General features: G+C 68.6%; 23 protein-coding genes, 1 tRNA gene and 1 other RNA gene. 8 read left to right on the forward strand and 17 right to left on the reverse strand.

Going from position 1 to position 22,056, the window contains the following annotated elements:
• The first annotated feature begins 2 nt into the window (after window positions 1–2).
• On the forward strand, window positions 3–1,082 hold the full coding sequence (locus tag OG579_RS06345) for a DUF6542 domain-containing protein (RefSeq protein WP_328858491.1): 1,080 nt from the start codon (window positions 3–5) through the stop codon (window positions 1,080–1,082).
• Between the two features lie 6 nt (window positions 1,083–1,088).
• Here OG579_RS06345 and OG579_RS06350 read toward each other — a convergent pair whose 3' ends face one another.
• The gene (locus tag OG579_RS06350; protein WP_328858492.1) at window positions 1,089–1,862 is read right to left on the reverse strand and encodes a fructosamine kinase family protein; all 774 of its coding nucleotides are present in this window, start codon (window positions 1,860–1,862) and stop codon (window positions 1,089–1,091) included.
• Between the two features lie 40 nt (window positions 1,863–1,902).
• Between OG579_RS06350 and nadE the strand changes: the two genes are divergently transcribed.
• The gene (nadE, locus tag OG579_RS06355) at window positions 1,903–2,733 is read left to right on the forward strand and encodes an ammonia-dependent NAD(+) synthetase (RefSeq protein WP_045823515.1); all 831 of its coding nucleotides are present in this window, start codon (window positions 1,903–1,905) and stop codon (window positions 2,731–2,733) included.
• Here nadE and OG579_RS06360 read toward each other — a convergent pair.
• From OG579_RS06360 to OG579_RS06375, 4 genes are all read right to left on the reverse strand, one after another.
• Complete coding sequence (locus tag OG579_RS06360; RefSeq protein WP_328858493.1) at window positions 2,719–3,636, reverse strand: SDR family oxidoreductase; 918 nt, start codon at window positions 3,634–3,636, stop codon at window positions 2,719–2,721. The two genes, nadE and OG579_RS06360, sit on opposite strands and share 15 nt — an antisense overlap.
• Before the next feature lie 28 nt (window positions 3,637–3,664).
• A complete protein-coding gene (locus OG579_RS06365) occupies window positions 3,665–4,795 on the reverse strand; it encodes an N-acetylmuramoyl-L-alanine amidase (RefSeq protein WP_328858494.1) in 1,131 nt (376 codons plus the stop codon).
• A 214-nt stretch (window positions 4,796–5,009) separates the two neighbouring features.
• On the reverse strand, window positions 5,010–5,270 hold the full coding sequence (locus OG579_RS06370; RefSeq protein WP_328858495.1) for a DUF3253 domain-containing protein: 261 nt from the start codon (window positions 5,268–5,270) through the stop codon (window positions 5,010–5,012).
• Window positions 5,267–6,307, reverse strand: a complete 1,041-nt coding sequence (locus tag OG579_RS06375) for a CobW family GTP-binding protein (protein ID WP_328858496.1) — start codon at window positions 6,305–6,307, stop codon at window positions 5,267–5,269. Before OG579_RS06375 ends, OG579_RS06370 begins: the two co-directional genes overlap by 4 nt.
• 80 nt (window positions 6,308–6,387) lie before the next feature.
• On the opposite strand from OG579_RS06375, the gene OG579_RS06380 reads away from it, so the two are divergent.
• Complete coding sequence (locus OG579_RS06380; protein WP_328858497.1) at window positions 6,388–6,930, forward strand: DUF4190 domain-containing protein; 543 nt, start codon at window positions 6,388–6,390, stop codon at window positions 6,928–6,930.
• 110 nt (window positions 6,931–7,040) lie between these two features.
• Here OG579_RS06380 and OG579_RS06385 read toward each other — a convergent pair whose 3' ends face one another.
• On the reverse strand, window positions 7,041–8,432 hold the full coding sequence (locus tag OG579_RS06385) for a DEAD/DEAH box helicase (protein ID WP_328858498.1): 1,392 nt from the start codon (window positions 8,430–8,432) through the stop codon (window positions 7,041–7,043).
• A gap of 475 nt (window positions 8,433–8,907) precedes the next feature.
• Here OG579_RS06385 and OG579_RS06390 point away from each other — a divergent pair, with 475 nt between their 5' ends.
• Window positions 8,908–9,249, forward strand: a complete 342-nt coding sequence (locus OG579_RS06390; protein ID WP_045823520.1) for a histone-like nucleoid-structuring protein Lsr2 — start codon at window positions 8,908–8,910, stop codon at window positions 9,247–9,249.
• A gap of 280 nt (window positions 9,250–9,529) precedes the next feature.
• Here the strand turns inward: OG579_RS06390 and OG579_RS06395 are convergent.
• The 3 genes from OG579_RS06395 to pgm all read right to left on the reverse strand — a co-directional run bounded on the left by OG579_RS06395 (window position 9,530) and on the right by pgm (window position 12,191).
• Window positions 9,530–9,602: transfer RNA gene (locus OG579_RS06395), tRNA-Ala, on the reverse strand.
• Window positions 9,603–9,712: 110 nt separating this feature from the next.
• Window positions 9,713–10,459: a DsbA family protein gene (locus OG579_RS06400; protein ID WP_328858499.1), complete on the reverse strand. Its 747-nt coding sequence runs from the start codon at window positions 10,457–10,459 to the stop codon at window positions 9,713–9,715.
• Window positions 10,460–10,550: 91 nt separating this feature from the next.
• Window positions 10,551–12,191, reverse strand: coding sequence for a phosphoglucomutase (alpha-D-glucose-1,6-bisphosphate-dependent) (pgm, locus tag OG579_RS06405; protein ID WP_328858500.1), 1,641 nt, complete (start codon window positions 12,189–12,191; stop codon window positions 10,551–10,553).
• 169 nt (window positions 12,192–12,360) lie between these two features.
• Here pgm and OG579_RS06410 point away from each other — a divergent pair, with 169 nt between their 5' ends.
• Together OG579_RS06410 and OG579_RS06415 are read left to right on the forward strand one after the other, a co-directional pair.
• Entirely contained in the window at window positions 12,361–12,939 is a 579-nt protein-coding gene (locus OG579_RS06410) for an alpha/beta hydrolase (RefSeq protein WP_052688937.1), read from the forward strand.
• Between the two features lie 185 nt (window positions 12,940–13,124).
• Entirely contained in the window at window positions 13,125–14,513 is a 1,389-nt protein-coding gene (locus tag OG579_RS06415; protein WP_328858501.1) for an alpha/beta hydrolase, read from the forward strand.
• Between the two features lie 70 nt (window positions 14,514–14,583).
• On the opposite strand, the gene OG579_RS06420 is transcribed toward OG579_RS06415, so the two are convergent.
• Window positions 14,584–15,432: an aldo/keto reductase gene (locus OG579_RS06420; protein ID WP_045823524.1), complete on the reverse strand. Its 849-nt coding sequence runs from the start codon at window positions 15,430–15,432 to the stop codon at window positions 14,584–14,586.
• A gap of 150 nt (window positions 15,433–15,582) precedes the next feature.
• Window positions 15,583–15,950: a transfer-messenger RNA gene (gene ssrA, locus OG579_RS06425) on the reverse strand.
• A gap of 218 nt (window positions 15,951–16,168) precedes the next feature.
• On the opposite strand from ssrA, the gene OG579_RS06430 reads away from it, so the two are divergent.
• The gene (locus tag OG579_RS06430) at window positions 16,169–16,687 is read left to right on the forward strand and encodes a GNAT family N-acetyltransferase (RefSeq protein WP_328859173.1); all 519 of its coding nucleotides are present in this window, start codon (window positions 16,169–16,171) and stop codon (window positions 16,685–16,687) included.
• 6 nt (window positions 16,688–16,693) lie between these two features.
• Here the strand turns inward: OG579_RS06430 and smpB are convergent, their stop codons facing one another.
• Window positions 16,694–17,173, reverse strand: a complete 480-nt coding sequence (gene smpB, locus OG579_RS06435) for an SsrA-binding protein SmpB (protein WP_045823588.1) — start codon at window positions 17,171–17,173, stop codon at window positions 16,694–16,696.
• A gap of 106 nt (window positions 17,174–17,279) precedes the next feature.
• On the opposite strand from smpB, the gene OG579_RS06440 reads away from it, so the two are divergent.
• The gene (locus OG579_RS06440; RefSeq protein WP_328858502.1) at window positions 17,280–17,807 is read left to right on the forward strand and encodes a GNAT family N-acetyltransferase; all 528 of its coding nucleotides are present in this window, start codon (window positions 17,280–17,282) and stop codon (window positions 17,805–17,807) included.
• Here OG579_RS06440 and ftsX read toward each other — a convergent pair.
• The 5 genes from ftsX to prfB all read right to left on the reverse strand — a co-directional run bounded on the left by ftsX (window position 17,804) and on the right by prfB (window position 21,998).
• A complete protein-coding gene (gene ftsX / locus OG579_RS06445) occupies window positions 17,804–18,709 on the reverse strand; it encodes a permease-like cell division protein FtsX (RefSeq protein ID WP_045823526.1) in 906 nt (301 codons plus the stop codon). The genes OG579_RS06440 and ftsX overlap by 4 nt on opposite strands.
• The gene (gene ftsE, locus OG579_RS06450) at window positions 18,709–19,395 is read right to left on the reverse strand and encodes a cell division ATP-binding protein FtsE (RefSeq protein ID WP_045823527.1); all 687 of its coding nucleotides are present in this window, start codon (window positions 19,393–19,395) and stop codon (window positions 18,709–18,711) included. The genes ftsX and ftsE overlap by 1 nt, the downstream gene beginning before the upstream one ends.
• A 79-nt stretch (window positions 19,396–19,474) precedes the next feature.
• Complete coding sequence (locus tag OG579_RS06455; RefSeq protein ID WP_328858503.1) at window positions 19,475–19,951, reverse strand: hypothetical protein; 477 nt, start codon at window positions 19,949–19,951, stop codon at window positions 19,475–19,477.
• Complete coding sequence (locus tag OG579_RS06460; RefSeq protein WP_328858504.1) at window positions 19,948–20,874, reverse strand: mechanosensitive ion channel family protein; 927 nt, start codon at window positions 20,872–20,874, stop codon at window positions 19,948–19,950. Before OG579_RS06460 ends, OG579_RS06455 begins: the two co-directional genes overlap by 4 nt.
• Window positions 20,875–20,882: 8 nt before the next feature.
• Complete coding sequence (gene prfB, locus OG579_RS06465; protein WP_045823529.1) at window positions 20,883–21,998, reverse strand: peptide chain release factor 2; 1,116 nt, start codon at window positions 21,996–21,998, stop codon at window positions 20,883–20,885.
• Between the last annotated feature and the right edge of the window lie 58 nt (window positions 21,999–22,056).

The following is a 22,056-nucleotide window of genomic DNA, read 5'->3' on the forward strand; positions in this document are numbered from 1 at the left end:
CTGTGTTCTCTGCCCAACAGACGCGTTCGGGGATCCCCACCGAACAGCAATCGGTACTGCCGACGGTCCGCGGTGTGCCCTGGTGGGGCGCGGTCCTGATCGCCCTGGTGCCGACCGTCGCGGGCGCGATCATCGACGCATCGAACACCGACGGACTCTCCACCACCTACCGGATCCTGTACTTCATCGGCTGCGTCGTCGCCGTGCTCGCGGTGCGTCGTCGTTCGCTGTTCACCGCGATCTCGCAGCCCCCGCTGATCGCTTTCGGCGTCGCGCTCATCACCCTCTACCTCCTCAAGGCCGACTCCGGTTCCGGCCTGCGGCAGCTGATCCTCAACGTCATGCTGCCCATCGCGAAGACCTTCCCGCTGATGGCCTGGACCTTCATCGCGGTCGCCGTGCTGGGAGTCGGCCGGGCTCTGTTGACCCGTGGCCGCACGGAATCGACCCCCAAGCGTTCGGCCCGCCACCACGCGGCGAAGGCGACCACGCGCACCCGGACCCGAACCGCCGCCACCGCGAAGAGCGATGGCGCGACGACCGAAGCCGGCGCCCGCGCGAGCCGTCGGCCCGGCGCCCGCGGCGCTGCACCCCGCTCGGACGAACCGGACCGGACGCGCGCACGGCGGATCGCCGACGAACCCACGCGCGTCACCAACCGCAGGCCGGGCGCCGAGCGCACCTCCCGCCCCGACCGCACCCCGCCCGAACGTGGACGGTCGACACCGGCACCCCTCGCCGGTCACCGCCGCACCGACGTCGCCCCGACACCGGCCTCGCGGTGGGACTCACCTGCACCACGACGACCCGCGACCGACGACGCCTCCGCGCGCCGCCGCGATGATGAGGCGGCCCGCCGCCGTGACGACGAGGCGGCCCGCCGCCGTGACGACGAGGCGGCCCGCCGTCGGCCGCCGCCGCGGGGAGAACGCGACCTGGCCGTCCCCCGGAGCGAACGCGAGGTCCCGCCGCGCAGCGACGGTACCGGTCGTCGTCGCCCCCCGCCGAGCCGCGACGAGTCACCACGGCCCGGCGATCTGCCTCCGATCCCCCGCGCCCGCTACCGCGGGGTCAATCCCTGATCGTGCTCACGACGTGAGCACCGCACGCGCCGCCTCGCCCAGCGCACGCCCGTAACCCGGCCCGTGCCCGGCGGCATGGACCGCGAGCGGGTGCATCTGGTGCAACGCGACCCGGTCGCGCCACCCCGCCCGCAGCGGATGCACCTGCTGATAGCCCTCGAGGATCGTCTCGAGCAGCGGGCACCCGAACAGCGACAGCATCGCCAGATCGGTCTCGCGATGACCCCCGTGCGCGGCCGGATCGATCATGACGACACCGTCGGGCGTCCACATGACGTTGCCGTTCCACAGGTCGCCGTGCAGACGCGCCGGGGTCTCGTCGTCGTCGAGGTCTCCCGAGGCGATGAGCTCGCAGGCCGCCCGCGTGTCCCGCTCGTCGGCGGCGGTGAGGTTGCCCGCCTCGACGGCGATGTCGAGGAAATCGGCCACCCGTTGGGTCGCGTAGAACTCACCCCACGATCGGGCGGGACGGCACGCCATCGGGCGGCTGCCGATGAACACCTGCCCCTCGAAACCGTCCGGCTTCGCTCCGAACGACACCGCTCCCGCATCGTGGACCGCCGCCAGTGCACGGCCGAACCGCTGCGCCGCGTCGCGGTCGGGTCGCGCCTGCGACAGGCGCGACAGCACGATCCGATCCCGCGCCACCTCCATCACCTCGACCACGGGCGCTCCGGCAGACCCGAGCCAGCGCAGTCCCGCGGCCTCGGCGGCGAAGAAGTCCGGGTGGGCGTCGGGGCGGGTCTTGGTGTGCACCGACGCCGGGTGATCTGCGTTCACGACCTCAGCGTGCCACGCCGACACTCGTTACCATGAAGTGATGCGGCCTCTCCAGAAGTCCATCATCGCCGAACTCGAGGTACTCCCCGAGATCGACCCCGACGCCGAGATCAGGCGCCGCGTCGATTTCCTCACGGGATACCTCGCAGCGAGCGGCGCAGCCGGTTTCGTGCTGGGAATCAGTGGCGGACAGGACAGTTCACTGGCCGGAAAACTGTGCCAACAGGCCGTCGAGGAGATCCGCGCCGGCGGTGGCGAGGCCACCTTCGTGGCGGTCCGCCTGCCCTACGGCGAGCAGGCCGACGAATCCGACGCACAGATAGCCCTGCGGTTCATCGAGCCCGACCGCACGGTCGTCACCAACATCAAACCCGGCTCCGACGCGATCGGTTCGGTCGCGGGCGACGCCCTCGGCGAACCGTTGCGAGACTTCGTGCGCGGCAACATCAAGGCGCGCGTGCGCATGGTGACCCAGTACGCCCTCGCCGGGCAGGACTCGCTGCTGGTGGTGGGCACCGACCACGCCGCCGAGGCGGTCAGCGGGTTCTTCACCAAGTTCGGCGACGGTGGTGTCGACCTCACCCCCCTGACGGGACTGAGCAAGCGGCAGGGCGCGCAGATCCTGCGCCACCTCGGAGCGCCGGACTCGGTGACCGCGAAGGTCCCGACCGCCGACCTCGAGGACGACCGCCCGGCCCTGCCCGACGAGGAGGCGCTGGGCGTGACCTACGCCCAGATCGACGACTACCTCGAGGGCCACGACGTGCCCGACGACGTCGCCGAGACCATCGAAGGACTGTTCGTCCGCACACGCCACAAGCGGACCGTCCCGGTCACACCGTTCGACACGTGGTGGTCAGCGCCGCACTGACCGGTCGCCCCGCGGCGCCGACGTCGCGGTGACGCGGGCGAGTCTGTCGAACTGGTCGTTGGCGATCCGCATGCCGATCTCGTAGGGCCACGCGAACTTTCGCGACAGCCAGTATCCGAGGCGGATGTCGGTCGAGGTGTAGACCATCCATCGGTTTCCGGTGACGCCGGCGATGATCGCCTCGGCCGCACGCTCGGGTGTCACCGCGCGCTTCTCGAAACGACGCACGGCGGCCACGATCCGGGGATCGCTGGTGTCGACGCCGGCGATGTCGACGGTGCCGACCAGCGGTGTGGCCACCGCTCCGGGACACACCAGCGAGACACCGATCCCGTGGCGGCGGAGGTCGAAGCGCAGGACCTCCGAGACGCCACGGATGCCGAACTTGCTGGCGCTGTAGGCGGCGTGCCACGGCAACGCCATGAGGCCCGCAGCCGACGACACGTTGACGAGATGACCACCGGATCCGCGTCGGACCATTTGCGGCACAAAGCATTCGATGATGTGGATGGGACCCATCAGGTTGATGTCCACCATCTTGCGCCACGTCTCGTGGCGGAGATTCTCCACCGTCCCCCACGCCGAGACCCCGGCGATGTTCATCACCACGTCCATCGTGCCGTGGTCGGTCTCGACCGCCGCGGCGAACGCGCTCACCCACTCGTGATCGCTGACGTCACCGGACTGCGAGAACAGGACACGTCCGCCGCGTCCGGTGATCTCGGAGACCGTATCGGCCAGGCGGGGCCCGTCGATGTCGGTGAGCACCATCCGCGCACCGGCATCGGCCGCGGCGATCGCGGTGGCCTTACCGATCCCGCTCGCCGCACCGGTGACGAGAACCGCGCGTCCGGCGAGGGTCGGAACGGGCGTGCGCATGACAAGCAGATCCCGGACGCTCATGGGCCCAGCCTATCGGCACCGATGGGCGTCAGAAGGGGAGCTTGCCGCCGAAGATCGAGTAGATCACCGACAGCAGCGACTTCAGGATCTGCGACGACGCGTCCTGTCCCTGGCCCTGCAACAGGGTGAGGATCGCGGTCGGGTCCTTGCTGTCGATGAGCTGACCGATGAGCGGGACGATCGCCTGCAAACCGCTGAGATCGATGCCGTTGGCATTCGGAGCGGCCGGCGTCTCGCCGGTGGAGGGCGGATTCTGGCTTCCCTGAGGGAGACTCGGGCTCAACCGGTTGGCCGACGGGGTGGACAGCAGGTACTTGACGATGCCGTCGATGATGGCCACCGCGTACTTGACCTGACCCGACTTCGCCGCCAGGGCGTCGGCCTCCTGCGGGTTCGAGAGGTTGCCCATCTCGATGAACACCGCCGGGACCTTCGTGAGGTTGACCGCGGCGATGTCGGCGCGGGTCTGGATGCCGTTGACGACACCGGCGTAGTTGGCGCCGGGGAAGCCGGCCTTCAGGAACGCGTCGCGCATCAGGTTCGCCGCGGCGCGACCGGTGGTCGCCTGCACGGCGCTGACCGTGGCGTCGGGCACCGGGAGCTGCGGCACGATGATGTGGAAGCCCTTCTTGGCCGGGTCGGCGGCCGCGGAGGTCGAATCGGCGTGCACGCTCACCGCGACGTCGGCCTTCGACGCGTTCGCCGCGGCGGCGCGCTCGTCGACGCAGCCGCCCCACCCGGTGTCATCGGGACGACTGAGCACGACCTTCGCGCCCTGGCTCTCGAGGCCCGCCTTCACCAGTGACACCACGTCCCAGTTCACGGTGTGCTCGGCGGCCTTGTTCACGCCGGTCGCACCGGTGGTCTGGCAGTCCTTCTTGCCGCCGCGTCCGTCGGAGACCTGCTTGCGCAGGTCGTGACCGGCCGCCGAACCCTGATGTCCGGGGTCGAGGAAGACGGTCTTGCCGGCGAGTGCATCCTTCTTCTCGGGCGCGGGTGCTGCCGGGGCCGGCGCCGGGCTCGAGGGCACCGGGGCGGGTGTGGCCGGGGCCGCCGACGCGATGGACGGTGCGCAGATCATGCTCGCGGTGATCATCACGGCGGCCGCACCGATCGCCGAACGTCGGGTGCGGGTGAGCTGGCGGGGGGAAGAGATCATGGGCGGGTGCGCAGCGACTCGAACACGGTCGACTGCGGCGCTCCTCTCGTCGATCACGGTTGCCGACGGCACGTATGAGTCACACGTGCCACATCAGTAACAGTGAACCAGTAGTCGAGAGTTACTCCCCCACCCGTTCGGCGACACCGGGTTTTCGTTGCCCGGACGTGACCGAGACGATGCACGATCGTTGGCCGGAGGCGAGGGATCGGCGTCAGTCGCGCGGTCGGCGGATGCGGATCGGACCGCGCGCGGTCGTCGGGTCGACGACCTCACCGCGCTGGGTGATCTGGACCTCGCCGGCCTCCATCAGCCGAGTCGCGGCCTGCCGAACCGGCTCCATCAGCGGTCGCCAGTCGTCCGGTCGCACCGCGCGGGCGACGTCGGACGGACAGATCGACGACGTGACGGCGCGACGGTCGAGCAGGTCGCGGATCGCCTGCTCGAGGTCCAGTTCCCCATCCGCGGAACTCACGACGCCCGCCTGCGTGGTGCGCGGTAGCGGGTGACGGCGAGCATCGACTGCCGGTCGACCGGATCGTCGCCGCGGACCACCGTCGCGAGGTCGCGGCGGACCGCGTCGACGTCGAGCCCGGACCCGATGACGATCAGGTCGGTCGACCGCGGGTGGTCGGCGGGCATGTCGGCCACGGTGACGTGGCCGCCGACGGCGTGGACCGAGAAGGCGCCGCGGTGGCCCGCGACATCGAAGTGCGTCACGCCCTTCACCCGGTAGGTCCCGGCCGGCGGGCGCTCGAGGAAGGCCGCGAGTCGACGGGGATCGAGCGGGTCGTCGACGGTCAGCGCGACGGACTGGTAGCCGTCGTGGAGGTGCCCGTGGTCGTGGGCGGTGTCGTCGAGGAGGTCGGCGAGCTCGAGCTGTCGCGGGCCTGTGTCGGCAGCGCGTTCGACCGGGTCGAACAGCATGGCCGCGTCGACGGCGGCGTGATCGGTCACGTGGAATGCCGCCGTGGGGTTCAGTTCCCGGAGTGAGGTCCTCACGCCGGCGAGCACCTCGGCCGCGACACGGTCGGACTTGTTGACCAGGACGAGATCGGCGATCGCGATGTGACGGTCGACCTCGGGGTGGCGGGCCCGCGTCTGCTCGACGTGTTCGGCATCGACCAGATAGATCAGACCGCCGTAGGCGATCCGGGGGCCGGCGGCGGCGGCCACCATCCGCACGAGCGTCGTCGGTTCGGCGAGTCCACTGGCCTCGATGACGACGGCGTCGAGTCCGGCCGACGGCGCCACCAGGCCGGCCAGCACGGTCTCGAGGGAATCGGCGTCGACGGTGCAGCAGATACACCCGTTGCCCAGAGTGACCGCGCCGTCGACGGCACCGGCGACCAACAGGGCGTCGATCGACACCGCCCCGAAGTCGTTGACCACCACGCCGATTCGGCGACCGTCAGCGGTCCGCAGTACATGGTTGAGCAGTGTCGTCTTGCCGGCGCCGAGGAATCCCGCGACCACGATCACCGGGACGGCCCGGTTCCTCTGCGCGCTCACAGGGTCGAGGATACAAACGACATCGGCCGTATGCTCGCAGGCACCAGACCAGGTCATCCACGACGTCCGAGGAGGACGACATGACATATCCGCCCTCCGACCCCGGGTCCGACGACGCGACGTATCGCCCGTCGCTGGACAAGCAGCCCGACGCCGGTCGCGACGAGCAGACGACCGAGCAAACCGGATACGGATATCCGCCACCTCCGCCGACCAATTACGGCTATCCGCAGAACCCCGGTGCCGGCCAACCGAACCCCGCCTACGGGCAGTCCCCCTACGGCCGGCCGTACGCGGGAACGCCGTATCAACAGGCCGGTGGCGGCGCCCCGGCGTACCTGACCCCCTATGGGGCACCGATGGGGACGACGACCAACGGCAAGGCGATCGCCGCGCTCGTCTGCGGCATCGCGTCGTTTCTCACGTGCCTGCTGTTCGTCGGCATCCCGGCGGTCATCCTCGGCAACATCGCGATCGCAGAGATCGACGCCTCGCAGGGGTCGCAGGAGGGCCGCGGCATGGCGGTGGCCGGTCGTGTGCTCGGGTGGGTCGCGATCGCGTTGACGATCATCGTGCTCGTCATCGTGTTGATCGCACTGATCGCGGCGTCGTCGAGCGCCTGAGCGCAGTGTCGTCGAGCGCCTGAGCGCGACGACCCGCCGACACAGACGACGAACGCCCGGACCCTCGCGGGGCCGGGCGTTCGTCATGCGATCTGTTCGCGGGCGATCGATCAGGCGGTACGGGCGTGATCGGGGCGACGCGAGCCCGATCCGCCGCCGTGCGACGAGGCCGACCGACGGCCACGGCCACCGGCCGAGGAACCGCCACCGCCGCCACCGCGACGACCGGAGCCACCGCGGGCGCCGTTGCGCGGCGCGCCGCCCTGACGGGGACCGCGACCGGCCGCGACCTGGGTCCGGATCGGCTCGGGGGTCGGTGCGATGCGCTCGGCGATGTCGCCCACGAGGTCGGTGACCGCGGCCGACGACGCGGTGACGCGACTCGGGGCGACGTCGATCGCGGCCCGCTTGAGCAGGCGACGCAGGTCGGCGCGCTGCTCGGGCAGGGCGATGGTGACCACGTCACCGGCGTTGCCGGCGCGCGCGGTACGACCCGAGCGGTGCAGGTAGGCCTTGTGCTCGGCCGGCGGGTCGACGTGGATGACGAGCTCGACGTCGTCGACGTGGACACCGCGGGCGGCGACGTCGGTCGCGACGAGCACCTTCACCGAACCCTCACCGAACGCGGCGAGGTTCCGGTCGCGCTGTGGCTGCGAGAGGTTCCCGTGCAGGTCGACGGCCGGGATGCCTGCGCTGGTGAGCTTCTTCGCGAGCTTCTTGGCCTGGTGCTTGGTGCGCATGAAGAGGATCCGGCGACCGGTTCCCGACGCGAGCACCTCCACGAGGTCGTTCTTGGCGCCGGTGTCGGCGACCTCGAACACGTGGTGGGTCATCGCCGCGACGGGCGAGTTCGCCTCGTCGACCGAGTGCATCACCTGGTTGTGCATGAAGCGCTTGACGAGCTTGTCGACCCCGTTGTCGAGGGTGGCCGAGAACAGCAGACGCTGTCCGTTCGACGGCGTCTTCGACAGGATGCGGGTGACCGCGGGCAGGAAGCCGAGGTCGGCCATGTGGTCGGCCTCGTCGATGACGGTCAGCTCGACCTCGTCGAGGGTGAGGTGCCGCTGCTCGAGGAGATCCTCGAGGCGCCCCGGGCAGGCGACGACGATGTCGACGCCGCCGTTGAGGGCATCGACCTGGCGCTTCTGGTTGATGCCGCCGAAGATCGTGGTGGCGCGCATCCCGTAGACGGCGGCGAGGGGCTCGACGACCGCCGAGATCTGGGTGGCGAGTTCACGGGTCGGCGCGAGCACCAGGGCGCGCGGGCGGCCACGACGACGGGTGCCACCGGTGCCGTCGGCCGCGATGCGGGCGACGAGCGGGATCGAGAACGCGAGGGTCTTGCCGGACCCGGTCTTGCCGCGGCCGAGGACGTCGCGGCCGGCGAGGGTGTCCGGGAGGGTGTCGACCTGGATCGGGAACGCGGTGGTCTTCCCGTCGGCCGCGAGAGCGGCGACGATCGGGGCGGGCACGCCGAGCGTGCTGAATTCGGTGTTGCTCACAAAATGCCTTTCGGGCAGTGGACTCCACGGCGGCGCAACGGTGCGCTGGTGCGCACATGAAGTCAGTGGCGAACACGCAGGTGTGCGCGTCCGTTCGCCGTACGAAGGAATCGACTCACCGAAGAATCGGCGGTGAAGAAGCGTTCTACGACGCAAGTCGCCCGGTGACGGGCGAAGCTTTCCTCACCACGATAGCCGACGATCGGCGCGCGCCGCGATCATCGGAGAGTCGCGTGCGACACACCGCGGCGCTCTGCACTATTTGCAAGAACTGATCATTGGTCCAGCTTTTCCCCACCGATTCGTACGATTCGTACGCACAAAGATCAATTGTTCCCGACCGTTGTCGCACACTTCTCCAGCAACATCTCGAACATCGGCGACGCGCGATAAAAGCAATTGATTGCCGAAATGATTGTGGTCATCTAATCTTTTCCAAGACAGACCGAAGAACTTCGAAGGGATTCACCCCAGCATGGCCAAGAAGCAGATAGTTCAGTTCATTGACGACATCGACGGCAAGGTTCTGGACGAATTCGAAACGGTGCGGTGGTCACTCGACGGTCGCCAGTACGAATTCGACACATCGCCCAAACACGCACAGCAGTTCCGTGATTCCCTCGAGAAGTACGCAGAGGTGTCGCGTTCGGTCGCGGGTCGGCGAGCACTGAAGCGTCCGACCGCCACCGGGGGCGCCGCACGTTCCAAGGAGCAGACGCAGGCTATTCGCGACTGGGCCAACAGCAATGGCTACGAGGTCAGCAATCGGGGCCGTATCCCCATCGAGGTCGTCGAGGCCTTCGAAGCCGCCCACTGAGCGACTCCGCACACCGCGACCGGTCGGCGAATGCCGTCGGCGCACACATCGGCCATCCGGCATCATCTCCTGATCCGGATGGCCTTTTTGTGGCGTGGCTGTCGTCGGCGTGGATGTCGGTGATCACAGATCAGTCCGACAATGCACCTGCGCACCGCGTCGGGAATCTCAACAGACGATGAGACCGACCGGGCGGAGTAAAAAGGAAACCCATCGACGAGCCACGCGGATGAACCACGGCGTACGAGTGGGTGAATCCGACGACAAAGAGTCGGAGAAGTGGAGCTAAGGGGACTCGAACCCCTGACCCCCACACTGCCAGTGTGGTGCGCTACCAGCTGCGCCATAGCCCCGTGTTCAGTTGTGTACACGCACCGTTTCCGTCGCCGTTGCGTCCGTGAAGAAATTACACCACCGCGAGTCGGGCGACCAAATCCCCGCCCCGGCGCGACCGCAGGTCTGCTCAGCTCTGGGATTTGCCGCCGACGAGCTGCGCCACCCACTGCGGACCGTCGAGGATGCCGGAGACGGCCTGGCCACCGGAGAGCACCGTCGGTGTACCAGCCTGCCCGCCCAGGGCCTTGCTGAGCTGTGTGAGCGACTGTTGGGCCGAGGTGTCGGCCTCGGCGACGGCAGACCCGTTCGCGATGCACTGCTGGGTCTGTGTCGAGGCACCGACCGCGGCCGCCTTCTGTGCGAGTGCGGCGTTGTCGGGGTCGTCACCGCCCTCGGCGGGCTGCTCGTCGTAGAGCTTGGTGTGGTACTTCAGGAACGTGTCCTGGTCGCCTGCGCGCGCCACACACAGCGCCGCTCCCGCCGCCCTCGACGAGTAGTCACCCGAGCCGGAGTTGCGGTTGAGGAAGGTGAGCAGGTGGTAGCGGATCCGCAGGGTTCCCGCGTTCGCGGCGTCGACCATGGCCTGGCCCGACGACGCCTCGAACTGCTTGCAGTACGGGCACTGGAAGTCCTCGAACACATCGATCGTGTGTGGCGCGTCGGCCCGTCCGATGATGAGGCTCGCGTTCTGAGCGAGCACGTTCTGATCGGCACTGCCCTTGTCGCGCTGGCTGTTCCAGATGACCCCGCCGATCACGACCACGGCGATGACGACCACCGCGACCGCGACCAGGAGGTACGTGCTGCGGCTCGATGTCGCGCTGGGCTTGTAGCTGGGACCCCGCTTGACCGGCGGCCGGTTGGGCTTGCTCATGCCCACACGATAGACAACGCCGACTGAGAAGAATCTGAGTCCTCGTCGACGACCGATCGGCACGAGTCGGCGGGGTCCCTCGGCGGACCGCTCAGGCCTGCAGCACCGAATCCACGAGCGCCTGCGCCTCGGACTGCACGGTGGCGAGATGGTCGGGACCGGTGAAGGATTCGGCGTAGATCTTGTACAGGTCCTCGGTGCCCGACGGTCGCGCGGCGAACCATGCGTTCTCGGTGACGACCTTGAGCCCTCCGATCGCGGCGCCGTTGCCGGGCGCCTCGGTGAGTATCGCGGTGATCGGTTCACCGGCCAGCGACGTCGCCGACACCTGTGAGGCCGACAGTCCGGCGAGCACCGCCTTCTGCGCGCGGCTCGCCGGCGCGTCGATCCGCGCGTAGGACGGGCTGCCGAACTCCTCGACCATCTCCGCGTACCGCTGTGACGGCGACTTCCCCGTCACGGCCAGGATCTCCGACGCCAGGAGCGCCATGATGATGCCGTCCTTGTCGGTCGACCACACACCGCCGTCGCGCTGCAAAAACGACGCGCCTGCGCTCTCCTCGCCGCCGAACGCGATGTCGCCGGAGATGAGTCCGGGGACGAACCACTTGAACCCGACGGGAACCTCCACGAGACGGCGGCCGATCGAGGCGACGACGCGGTCGATCATCGACGAGCTCACGAGGGTCTTGCCGACCGCGGCCGAGGAACTCCAGTCGGGTCGGTGGGTGAACAGGTAGTCGATGGCGACGGCCAGGAAGTGGTTCGGGTTCATCAACCCGCCGTCGGGGGTGACGATGCCGTGCCGGTCGGCGTCGGCGTCGTTGCCGGTGGCGATGTCGTAGGTGTCGCGGACGGCGATGAGCGAGGCCATCGCGTTCGGTGACGAGCAGTCCATCCGGATCTTGCCGTCGGTGTCGAGGGTCATGAACCCGAACTGCGGGTCGACGGTCGGGTTGACGACGGTCAGCTCGGCCAGGCTGTACATGAAGCCGATCTCGGCCCAGTAGCCCACCGAGGCACCGCCGAGCGGGTCGGCGCCGATCCGCACCCCCGCCGAGCGGATCGCGTCCATGTCGACGACCTTCTTCAGGTTGTCGACATAGGTGGTGCTGTACGGGTACTTCACGACCAGGTCGCCGGCGACCGCGCGTTCGAACGGGGTACGCGGCACCGCGTCGACGCCCGAGCGCAGCAACTCGTTGGCCCGAGCAGCGATCCGGGAGGTGATGGTGGAGTCGGCCGGCCCCCCGTCGGGCGGGTTGTACTTGAACCCACCGTCGCGGGGCGGGTTGTGCGACGGCGTCACCACGATGCCGTCGGCCCGCGGACCGGTGCCCGCGTTGTGCACGATGATGGCGTGGCTCAACGCCGGTGTGGGGGTGTAGCGGTCGAGGTCGTCGACCATGACCGTCACCCCGGCCGCGACGAGGACCTCGATGGCCGTACGCCACGCCGGGCGCGACAGGGCATGGGTGTCGAGCCCGATGAACAGCGGCCCGTCGATGCCCGCACCGCGCCGGTAGTCGACGATCGCCGCGGTGGTCGCGATGATGTGCGATTCGGTGAAGGCGGCGTCGAAGCTCGACCCGCGGTGGCCGGAGGTCCCGAACACGACCTGCTGCAGCGGGTCGTCCGGGTCGGGAATCGTCGAGTAGTAGGCATCCTCGAGCGCGCTGACGTCGACGAGATCTTCGGGGAGTGCCGGTGCGCCGGCCCGCTCGTGCGCCATGGGGAGTCTGGTTCCTTCGCTCGTCGTCCGCGCGCGAACACAGCTGCGCTGGCGAGGATTCTGCCAAAGATCGCCACTCGGTAGTGTCGGCACACGGATACTGTCCGGCCAACGACAACCGGGGATGGTTGTGATCGTTCACGGTCGGGCGCACACGAGGGGGGCGGCGATGGCGCCGGAGGCGATCGTTCTGGTGCTGCCGGGAGGCACCGATGTCAGCTACGCACCGTCGTCGTGGCGGTCGCCGTCGGCGCTGCGGATGTACCCGTTCACCGGCTCGATCGCCGCGCGGTTCGGCCGGCGGGTCGCGGTCCATCAGGTCCGCTATCGGGTCTACGGCTGGAACGGTCGACAGGACAGTCCGATGCCCTACGCACGTGCCGCGCTCGACCGCATGACGCAGCGTCACCCCGGTGTCCCCGTGCACCTCGTCGGGCACTCGATGGGTGGCCGGGTGGGCGCGCAGCTCGCCGCCGACGAGCGCGTCCACGGGCTCCTCGCACTGGCGCCGTGGTGGCAGTTCGCCGACTGGCGCCACATCCACGCCGGCGTCCGGGTGGTCGCGATGCACGGCACCGCCGACACCCGCACCTATCCCCACCGCACCGAACGCGGCGTCACCGAGCTGCGCGAACGAGGGATCGACGCGACGTACATCCCGGTCCCCGACGGCGGCCACGCGATGCTCGACCACCTGCTCTGGTGGCAGCGGACCGCGCTCGACTTCGTCACCGAGGCACTCGACTGACGCTTCTGCGGCACTCGACTGAGGCTTCTGCGGCACTCGGCTGACGCTTCTGCGGCACCCGACCGGGACTCCGAGGCGGGTGTCCGTCACCGACGACGCGCGGTGTGATCAGCCCCACCGGCGATGACCACGTTTCCTTCTCGGATTCACAGCATCCGGGCAGCTGACGGTTGCATCATCATCAGGTGAGTTCTGTGGTCACGGTCGGCGCCGACCGTTCGGTGTCGGGTGGTCCGACCAGCGTGCTGGCGTGGTCGTACACCCCACCGGGGCACAGTTCGGGCCTCGTGATCCACCTGCTGTCGGGCTGGTTCCCGACCGTCGTCGAGGTCGTGACCGTGGCGGTGGTCCTGGCCGCCATCGGTTGGCGAACTCGGCGGTGGCGTGTGCTGTGGGTGCCCGTCGCGGCTGCGGTCGGTGCGGTGGTCGCGGTCATCGTCTATGTGATCCTCGACGCGCGCGGCCTGTCACCGGATTCGGCGCCCACCCTGTTCTGGGTGTGGACCGTGGTCGGGTCGGCGGTGGTGATCCTGACCATCGTCGGTGTCCGATCGGGTCGGTGGTGGCAGCACGTGTCGATGGCGTTCGCGATCGTGCTGGCGGTGTTCTGTCTGGCGCTGTCGGTCAATCAGTGGTCGGGCTACTACCCCACCCTCGATCGCGCGGTCGCCGGCCTCACCGCGCAGCCGCTGCCGAACGAGACGACTGTCGCGAAGCTCGTCACCTTCCGGAATCGACCGGAGACGGTGAAGAACGGGCGGGTGGTCGCCATCCGCACCCCGAGTGCGATCAGTCGGTTCCACCCCCGCACCGAGTACGTGTACCTGCCGCCGGCGTGGTTCACCGGCGCGACTCCCCCGGCCCTGCCCGCGGTGATCATGATCGGCGGCGTCGTGAACACCCCGCAGGACTGGGTGCGCAGCGGTGACGCCCTCGCCATCTCCGATGCCTATGCCCGCGACCACGGTGGTCGGGCGCCGATCCTCGTGTTGGTCGATCCGAGCGGGAACCTCACCACCGACACCGAGTGTGTCGACGGTCCGCGCGGCAACGTAGACACCCACATCACCGACGAGGTGCGCCCGTATGTCATCTCGCATTTCGGGGCGGCCTCGGCGGCGCGGAACTGGGCGGTCGTCGGATGGTCGATGGGCGGGACCTGCGCGATCGATCTCGTGGTGCGCCACCCCGAGAAGTTCGCGACGTTCGTCGACATCTCCGGCGACATCGGTCCGAATGTCGGCAACAAACAGAGCACCATCAAGGCCCTCTACGGCGGCGACAGCCGGGCCTGGGACCGCTTCGACCCGGCCACGGTGATGCGCGCCCACGGTCGCTACACCGATGTCGCCGGATGGTTCCGCTCCGAGGGCCACCGCAGCAAGAAGGACGGCGCGATCGTCTCGAGCCAGGCCGAGGCTGCGCGAGAACTGTCGGCCATCGCCCGGTCGGTGGGCATCAGCACCTCCGAGCGCTACTCCGTCGGGCCGCACACATGGGCGTTCGGCGCGCAGTCGTTCGCCGAGGCGCTGCCCTGGCTGCACAACCGGATCGACCCCGGAACAGTGGGCTGATCCGGGGTCGATCGGTGGTGCGGGTCCTCTGACCTATAGGTCAGTCGGGGATGGGTCGGTCTGGGATGGGTCAGTCGGGGATGTAATCGAACGTGTCGGGGTTGGGGCCGGTGCGGCCGTCCTCACCCTTGTCGAGTCCGTCGAGCTTCGCGATGTCGTCGGAGGTCAGCTCGAAGTCGAAGATGTCGAAGTTGTCCTTCACGCGCGACTCGGTGACCGACTTCGGGAACACGATGTTGTCGTGCTGCAGGTGCCACCGCAGAGTGACCTGGGCGGTCGACTTGCCGACGCGCTCGGCGATGGCGCTGATCGTGTCGTCGTCGAGCACCTTGCCCTGAGCGATCGGCGACCATGCCTCGGTCGCGATGCCGTGGTCGGCGCCGTACTTCCGAGCCTCGGTGTTCGCGAAGTACGGGTGCACCTCGATCTGGTTGACCGCGGGCACGACGTCGGTCTCGGCGGCGAGGCGGTCGAGGTGCGCGGGCTGGAAGTTCGAGACGCCGATGGACTTGGCGCGCCCCTCCTTCTGGAACTCGATGAGGGTCTTCCAGGTGGTGACGAAGTCGCCGTCGTACTGCGTGGGCAGCGGCCAGTGGATGAGGAACAGGTCGACGTGATCGAGGCCGAGCTTCGACAGGCTCTCGTCGAACGAGCGCTTCGCGTCGTCGGGACGGTGGAAGCCGTTGTTGAGCTTGGTCGTGACCCAGATGTCGTCGCGGGCGATGCCCGAGTCCTTGATGCCCTCGCCGACCTGCTTCTCGTTGCCGTACATCTGCGCCGTGTCGATGTGGCGGTAGCCGGTCTCGAGCGCGAGGCGGGTCGCCTTCGCGGTGTCGTCCGGCTCGATCTGGAACACACCGAACCCGAGCTGCGGGATGTGGCGTCCGTCGTTGAGGGCAATGGTCGGGACCGAGGTCATGAAGCGTCCTCCAGCAATTCGTTGCCCGCACGGATCTCGCGGGGCACATGTGGTGCAACACGCGCAACCGCCCGGGACATTCCACCGCGGTGTCGAACGCCGGTGACGGAAATGCAGAACGGACCAGGACTGGTGTCCTGGTCCGTTCTGTGGTGGAGCTGCCGGGAATCGAACCCGGGTCCTTCGTCATGTCAGTAGGGCTTCTCCGTGTGCAGTTCGCTACGTCTCTACTCGGATCTCTCGGTCCCGCGAACAAGCCGAGATGACGATCCCAGTCGCTGTTGGTTGTCCCGTCCGACTCCGCGACCGAGCCGGACGGTGAGCCCCCTTGATGATGCCGGTACCCGGGGCGGGAGCACACCCGGGCCGACAGACCAGCACTCGCTCAGGCGGCGAGGGCGTAGTCGCGCTGATTGGAATCGGCGCTTAATTGGTTGCGATGACGCTCACGGTGGTCTCTCGCCTGCACCGACACGCTTCCCCTACTTAGATGAACCAAGTCGAAACCGTTCAGCCCCGTAGGTGTCCGCTCCTGACGCAGCGAACGCTTCATCCTAACAACCCGGAACGACGAATTCATTCCGATTTCACCGCCGGTCACACTCATCAGCCCCGCTTCGCGTGCCCACCGTTCGACCGCGCGCAGAGTTCGGCGCGCGGCTGAGCGCTCGGCGCGCGTTCGTGAGCGGAAAATTCTCTCGCCCGGGACGGGCCGTCCGGATACCGTCGCGGCGTGATGATCCGGCCTCCGGACCCCGTCGAGCAGACGAGCGCGCTGACCGTGATCGCGGCGGCGTTCGCCTCCGAGGCCTCCCCCGACTCCGAGCCGGCGGAGGTCGAACTCACCCGGCGCCTGCTCGCCGGGCCCGACGTCGTGGCCGGCCTGACCCTGGTGGCGGTCCGCCCCGACTCCGACATCGTCGGGGTGGTGGTCGGAACGCGGGCGCGCGTCGGCGATGTCGATGCGATCGGGCTCGGCCCTCTCGCGGTGAGGCCCGACGCCCAGTCGGCCGGCGTCGGCTCGGCACTGGTGCACGCGGTGGTCGCCGCGACCGACGCACTCGGATACCCGGTGGCCGCGCTGCTGGGCGATCCCGCCTACTACTCCCGATTCGGATTCAGCACCGCGGCCGACCTCGGCGTCGAGGCACCGGATCCACGGTGGGGCGAGCATTTCCAGGCCCGTCGCCTGAGTGCGTGGACCGACGCGGCGGTGGGCACCTTCCGGTACGCCGCACCGTTCACCGAGATGTGACGGCTCTCAGCCGGGCATGCCCTTGACGCGGCGACCGAGTTCACGTGTGACCTCGCGTGCGGCGGTGCGCTCGGCGATGGCGCGGCGTTTGTCGTGGGCCTGCTTGCCCTGGGCGAGCGCGAGTTCGACCTTCACCTTGCCGTCGTTGAAGTACATCGACAGCGGCACGAGGGTCAGGTTGCCGGTCTGGATCTTGCCGGTGAGACCGTCGATCTCGCGGCGGTGCAGAAGGAGCTTGCGGTTGCGGCGCACCGCGTGGTTCGTCCACGACCCGTTGCCGTACTCGGCGATGTGCAGCCCGCGCAGCCAGACCTCACCGTTGTCGATGGTCGCGAACGCGTCGACGAGCGAGGCCTTGCCCTCGCGCAGGCTCTTCACCTCGGTGCCGAGCAGCGCGACGCCCGCCTCATAGGTGTCGATGATCGAATAGTTGTGCCGCGCCTTACGATTCGTCGCGATGGCCTTGCGGCCCTTTTCCTTCGTCATCTCACCCACCTCTCGTCGTCGTGAACAGCCTTCCAGCCTACGGACACCGGCGCTGCGACGGTAATCGTTTTCGACTCGGCGGCGACGGCAGGAGACACTAACGCCCATGACCGAGCAGTCCATTCCCCGAGTTCCGCTGCCGACGATGCGCGCCGCCGTGGCCGACGATGCGCAGCCGATCGTCGATCTCCGCGATGATCTCGCTCGCTGGATCACCGCGGGCGGCATCCGACAGTGGGACGAGGGTGATCTGTCGCCGACCGAGGTCGGCGACGGCATCGCCCGCGGCGAGTGGCACGTGGCCGAGGTCGACCGACGGGTCGCGGCGTGCGTGCGGCTGGTCTGGTCGGATGCGGAGTTCTGGGGCGACGACGACGCGCCGGCGGGCTACGTCCACGGCCTCATGGTCGACCGCGCCCACGCCGGCCACGGATGGGGCCGGGCGATGGTCGAATGGTGCGTCGACCGCACCCGAGACGCCGGATACGACGTGATCCGCCTCGACACCGCCGCCCACAACCCGACGCTGGTGGCCTACTACCGGTCATTGGGCTTCGACCCGGTGCGCGAGACCGATCTGCCTGCTCGCTTCGGTCGCGACATGCGGGTGGTCCTGTTCGAACGGGCTGTCTAGATCCGTACGTAGAAGCGCAGTGTCGCGTAGCCGGTGATGGTCGCGAGCCCGATTCCGGCGATCACCAGCCACGGCGAGACGAACACGACGTCGCCGAGGGTGATGCGGGCGAGGATGTTGACGCCGTAGAGGTCGCCGAGTGCGCGGTCGAAGAAGAGGATCTTCGCCCCGAACAGTCCGGCGACGGCGAGCAACGACCCGACGAAGGCCGAGACCACGGCCTCCAGGAGGAACGGTAGCTGGGTGTACCACCGGGTCGCGCCGACGAGGCGCATGATGCCGACCTCGGTGCGCCGGGTGTACGCGGCCACCTGCACCATGTTGGCGATCAACAGGATCGCGGCGAGCGCGAGCACCAGCGCGATGGTGAAGGCGGCGTTGCGGGCACCGTCGAGCACGCTGAAGATCCGTTTGACGAGTTCTCGCTGGTCGAGCACCCCGTCGACCCCGTTGGCCGTCCGGAACTTGTCGAGGACCGCGCCGAACCGGTTCGGGTCGGACATGCGCACCTTGAACGACGCGGGCAGGGTGTTCTCGCGGATCATCGACGCGATGTCGGGACTGTTGGCGAAGGTCTTGGTCTTCGCGTCCCGGAACGCCGCGGCACGGTCGACGTACGACACCGACTCGACACCGGGTTCGTTCTCGATCTGCTTGCGCAGGCTCGCGCACGGATCGGCCCGGCACTCCGGGTCGGCGTCGGCGACGGTGTCGGAGATGAAGAACTGCATCTCGACGCGGTCGAGGAAGATGTCCTGGCTCTTGTCGGCCATCTGCACCACCAGGAGTCCCCCGCCGAACATGGCGAGGGTGATGGCGGTGGTGAGCATCATCGCCAACGTCATGGTGACGTTGCGGCGCAGACCGTTGAGGACCTCGCTGAGGATGAAACTGGCGCGCATCAGCCGACCCCGTAGACGCCGCGCTGGTCGTCGCGCACGAGCCGCCCCATGTCGAACTCGAGGACCCGCCGACGCATGGCGTCGACGATGTGGCGGTCGTGGGTCGCCATCACCACGGTGGTGCCGCGGCGGTTCACCCGGTCGAGCACGTCGACGATCTCCTCACTGGTGGTCGGGTCGAGGTTTCCGGTCGGCTCGTCGGCCAGCAGCAGCAGCGGGCGGTTGACGATGGCGCGGGCGATGGCCACGCGCTGCATCTCGCCACCGGACAGCTCGTAGGGCATGCGGTCGGCCTTGCCCGCGAGTCCGACGTACTCGAGGACCTCGGGGACCACGCGTTCGATGGTCGAGCGCGGTTTGCCGATCACCTCGAGTGCGAACGCCACGTTCGCGGCGACCGACTTCTGCTGGAGCAGCCGGAAGTCCTGGAAGACGCATCCGATCGACTGCCGCAGCAGCGGCACCCGGCGACTCGGCAGCTTGTTGACGTGGAACTGACCGACCTGGATGTCGCCGCTGGTGGGCTTGTCCTCCTTGAGCAGGAGCCGGAAGAAGGTCGACTTCCCCGATCCCGACGGGCCGATGAGGAAGGCGAATTCACCCTTGTCGACGTCGAGGGTCAGGCCCTGCAGGGCGGGTCGGCCGGAGGCCTTGTACTTCATCGTGACGTTGTCCAGGCTGATCACGGCGGCCAGTCTAGCCACAACAGTCACACCGACCCGGTGTCCCGCACCGTGCGGGCGTCGGGCGATCGGGGCGTGCGGGTCAGCGCACCGCCGTGGTGGTCGGTGTCTGCCCGGGCAACACGAGGCCGGGGATGGTGGGCAGCTTAAAACCCGGTGTCGTGGTCGTCGTGGACGGCGACCCGTCGGTCGGCGACGTCTGCTGTTCGCCGGTGGTCGACGAGCTCGACGGCGCACTGCTCGACGATCGCGGCGTGCTGCGTGTCGTGGTGGGCTCGGTGTACTGCTGCGTCTCCTCGGTGGTGCGCGGCGCCGCTGTGCGGGTCGCCGACGCCGCGGCGGCTTCCTCGTCCAGGCGGCTGTAGTAGTCGGCGCGCTGGCCGTAGAGCAGCAACAGTCCCAGGAACACGAGGAGGAGCACCACGGTGCTCGTCCGCGCGCGACCACCGAAGAGGTGGCGCGGCACCCGCGACAGCAGCGTGCGACGGGGAGGCACGGCCGGGTCGGCCTTCGTCAGCGACACCTGCTGACCCGAGGTGTCGGAGCGCTTCTCACTCATTCGCCGCCCTCCCGCTGCGTCGTGGAGACCATCGCGCCGGTCTCGATGCTCTCGCCGGGGGCCAGCGAGATGCCCGCCCGCCCGAAGGCCCGCACGATCCGGGCCCGCAGATCGCGACTCACCTCGAACTGTTTGCCCGGCAGGGTGCGCGCGACGATGCGCACTGTGACGCCGTCGACCTCCATCTCGGTGACGCCCATGGGCGTCGGCTCGTCGAGGAGCAGCGGCCGCATCCGGGGATCGGCGAACGCCTGCTGGCCGATCCGGTGGAGGATCTCGTTGACGCGGCTGATGTCGGCGCCCACCGGCAGCGGGATGTCGACCACCGACCGCGCCCAGTCCTTCGACAGGTTGGTGGCCTTCACGATCTGGCCGTTGGGGACGGTGATGACCTCACCGTCGGCGGAGCGGATCTTGGTGATGCGCAACGTGACGTCCTCGACGGTGCCCTCCGCGGTCGCGACCGACCCGACGATGGTCAGTTCCACCACGTCACCGAAGCCGTACTGCTTCTCGGTGATGATGAAGAACCCGGCGAGGAGATCCTGCACCACGCGCTGCGCGCCGAAACCGAGCGCAGCGCCGAGGACCGTGGCCGGCGCGACGAATCCGGTGATGGGCACGCCGAGTGCACGGATGATGTTGAACACCGCGATGACGTAGACGATCACGATGGCGACCCAGGAGATGACCTGGGCGACCGAGTGCCGGTGTTTGGCCGATTCGGAGCGGACGAGTTCGTCGCTCTCGGTGAACGACTGGTCGATCCGTCCGGTGATGCGGGCGGTGCCCCACTGGATGAACCGGGTCATGATCATCGCGCCGACGATGAACAGGGCGATCTGCACGCCCTGCAGCGACAGGAAGCGGATCAGTTTGTCGGTGCCTGCCGGGGTCGGGGCGGCGAGGAGAACTGTGTGCACCACGGCTCCTAGCTGTCCGCCGAGGCCATCCGCCACCGGATGCCCGACTCGATGAAACCGTCGAGATCGCCGTCGAGGACCGCGGTCGGGTTGTTGACCTCGTACTCGGTCCGCAGGTCCTTGACCATCTGGTACGGGTGCAGGACGTAGGAACGCATCTGGTTGCCCCAGCTGGAGCCGCCGTCGCCCTTGAGGGCATCCATCTCGGCGCGCTCCTCCTTGCGCTTGACCTCGAGCAGCTTGGCCTGCAACACCTTCATGGCGGCGACCTTGTTCTGCAGCTGACTCTTCTCGTTCTGACAGGTCACCACGATGCCGGTGGGGACGTGGGTCAGGCGTACCGCGGAGTCGGTGGTGTTGACCGACTGACCACCCGGACCCGACGACCGGTAGACGTCGACGCGCAGGTCGTTCTCGTCGATGTCGATGTGGTCGGTCGTCTCGACGACGGGGAGCACCTCGACCTCGGCGAAGGACGTCTGGCGCCGACCCTGGTTGTCGAACGGGCTGATCCGCACGAGGCGGTGGGTGCCCATCTCGATCGAGAGGGTGCCGTACATGTAGGGGCCCTTGACCGCGAAGGTCGCGCTCTTGAGCCCGGCCTCCTCGGCGTAGGAGGTGTCGTAGACCTCGACGCCGTAGTCGTGCTTCTCGGCCCACCGGATGTACATGCGCATGAGCATCTCGGCCCAGTCCGCGGCGTCGACGCCACCTGCGCCCGAGCGGATGTTGACCAGGGCGTCGCGGGCGTCGTACTCGCCGGCGAGCATGGTCTTGACCTCCATCGCCTCGATGTCGGCGCGCAGCGAGGCGCGCTCGGCGTCGGCGTCGGCGAGGCCGGTGGTGCGGTCGTCGCCCTCCTCGTCCTCGGCGAGTTCGTAGAGGACGGGCAGGTCGTCGAGTCGGCTGCGCAGCGCGGTGACCCGACGGAACTCACCCTGGGCGTGCGACAACTCGCTCGTCACCTGCTGGGCGTGTTCCTGGTTGTTCCACAGTTCGGGATCGGCCGCCTGGTGCTCGAGTTCGTCGATGCGGCGGGCGAGTTCCTCGAGATCGAGCACCTTCTCGACCGTGGTCAGGGTGGTGTCGAGGGAGTCGAGGTCGGTCTGTACGTCGGGTTGCACGGTTCACCAGGCTACGTGTTGGGCGGCGATGCCACGCCCACAGCGGGGTGAGGGGCGC

This window comes from Williamsia herbipolensis (assembly GCF_036153515.1).
Taxonomy (GTDB): Bacteria; Actinomycetota; Actinomycetes; order Mycobacteriales; family Mycobacteriaceae; genus Williamsia_A; species Williamsia_A herbipolensis.

Coding starts and splice junctions, on each gene's coding strand:
- nadE (WP_045823515.1), top strand. CDS start 1,903: ATGCGGCCTCTCCAGAAGTCCATCATCGCCGAACTCGAGGTACTCCCC.
- OG579_RS06360 (WP_328858493.1), bottom strand. CDS start 3,636: ATGAGCGTCCGGGATCTGCTTGTCATGCGCACGCCCGTTCCGACCCTC.
- OG579_RS06365 (WP_328858494.1), bottom strand. CDS start 4,795: ATGATCTCTTCCCCCCGCCAGCTCACCCGCACCCGACGTTCGGCGATC.
- OG579_RS06380 (WP_328858497.1), top strand. CDS start 6,388: ATGACATATCCGCCCTCCGACCCCGGGTCCGACGACGCGACGTATCGC.
- OG579_RS06390 (WP_045823520.1), top strand. CDS start 8,908: ATGGCCAAGAAGCAGATAGTTCAGTTCATTGACGACATCGACGGCAAG.
- OG579_RS06400 (WP_328858499.1), bottom strand. CDS start 10,459: ATGAGCAAGCCCAACCGGCCGCCGGTCAAGCGGGGTCCCAGCTACAAG.
- pgm (WP_328858500.1), bottom strand. CDS start 12,191: ATGGCGCACGAGCGGGCCGGCGCACCGGCACTCCCCGAAGATCTCGTC.
- OG579_RS06410 (WP_052688937.1), top strand. CDS start 12,361: ATGGCGCCGGAGGCGATCGTTCTGGTGCTGCCGGGAGGCACCGATGTC.
- OG579_RS06420 (WP_045823524.1), bottom strand. CDS start 15,432: ATGACCTCGGTCCCGACCATTGCCCTCAACGACGGACGCCACATCCCG.
- OG579_RS06430 (WP_328859173.1), top strand. CDS start 16,169: ATGATCCGGCCTCCGGACCCCGTCGAGCAGACGAGCGCGCTGACCGTG.
- smpB (WP_045823588.1), bottom strand. CDS start 17,173: ATGACGAAGGAAAAGGGCCGCAAGGCCATCGCGACGAATCGTAAGGCG.
- OG579_RS06440 (WP_328858502.1), top strand. CDS start 17,280: ATGACCGAGCAGTCCATTCCCCGAGTTCCGCTGCCGACGATGCGCGCC.
- ftsX (WP_045823526.1), bottom strand. CDS start 18,709: ATGCGCGCCAGTTTCATCCTCAGCGAGGTCCTCAACGGTCTGCGCCGC.
- OG579_RS06455 (WP_328858503.1), bottom strand. CDS start 19,951: ATGAGTGAGAAGCGCTCCGACACCTCGGGTCAGCAGGTGTCGCTGACG.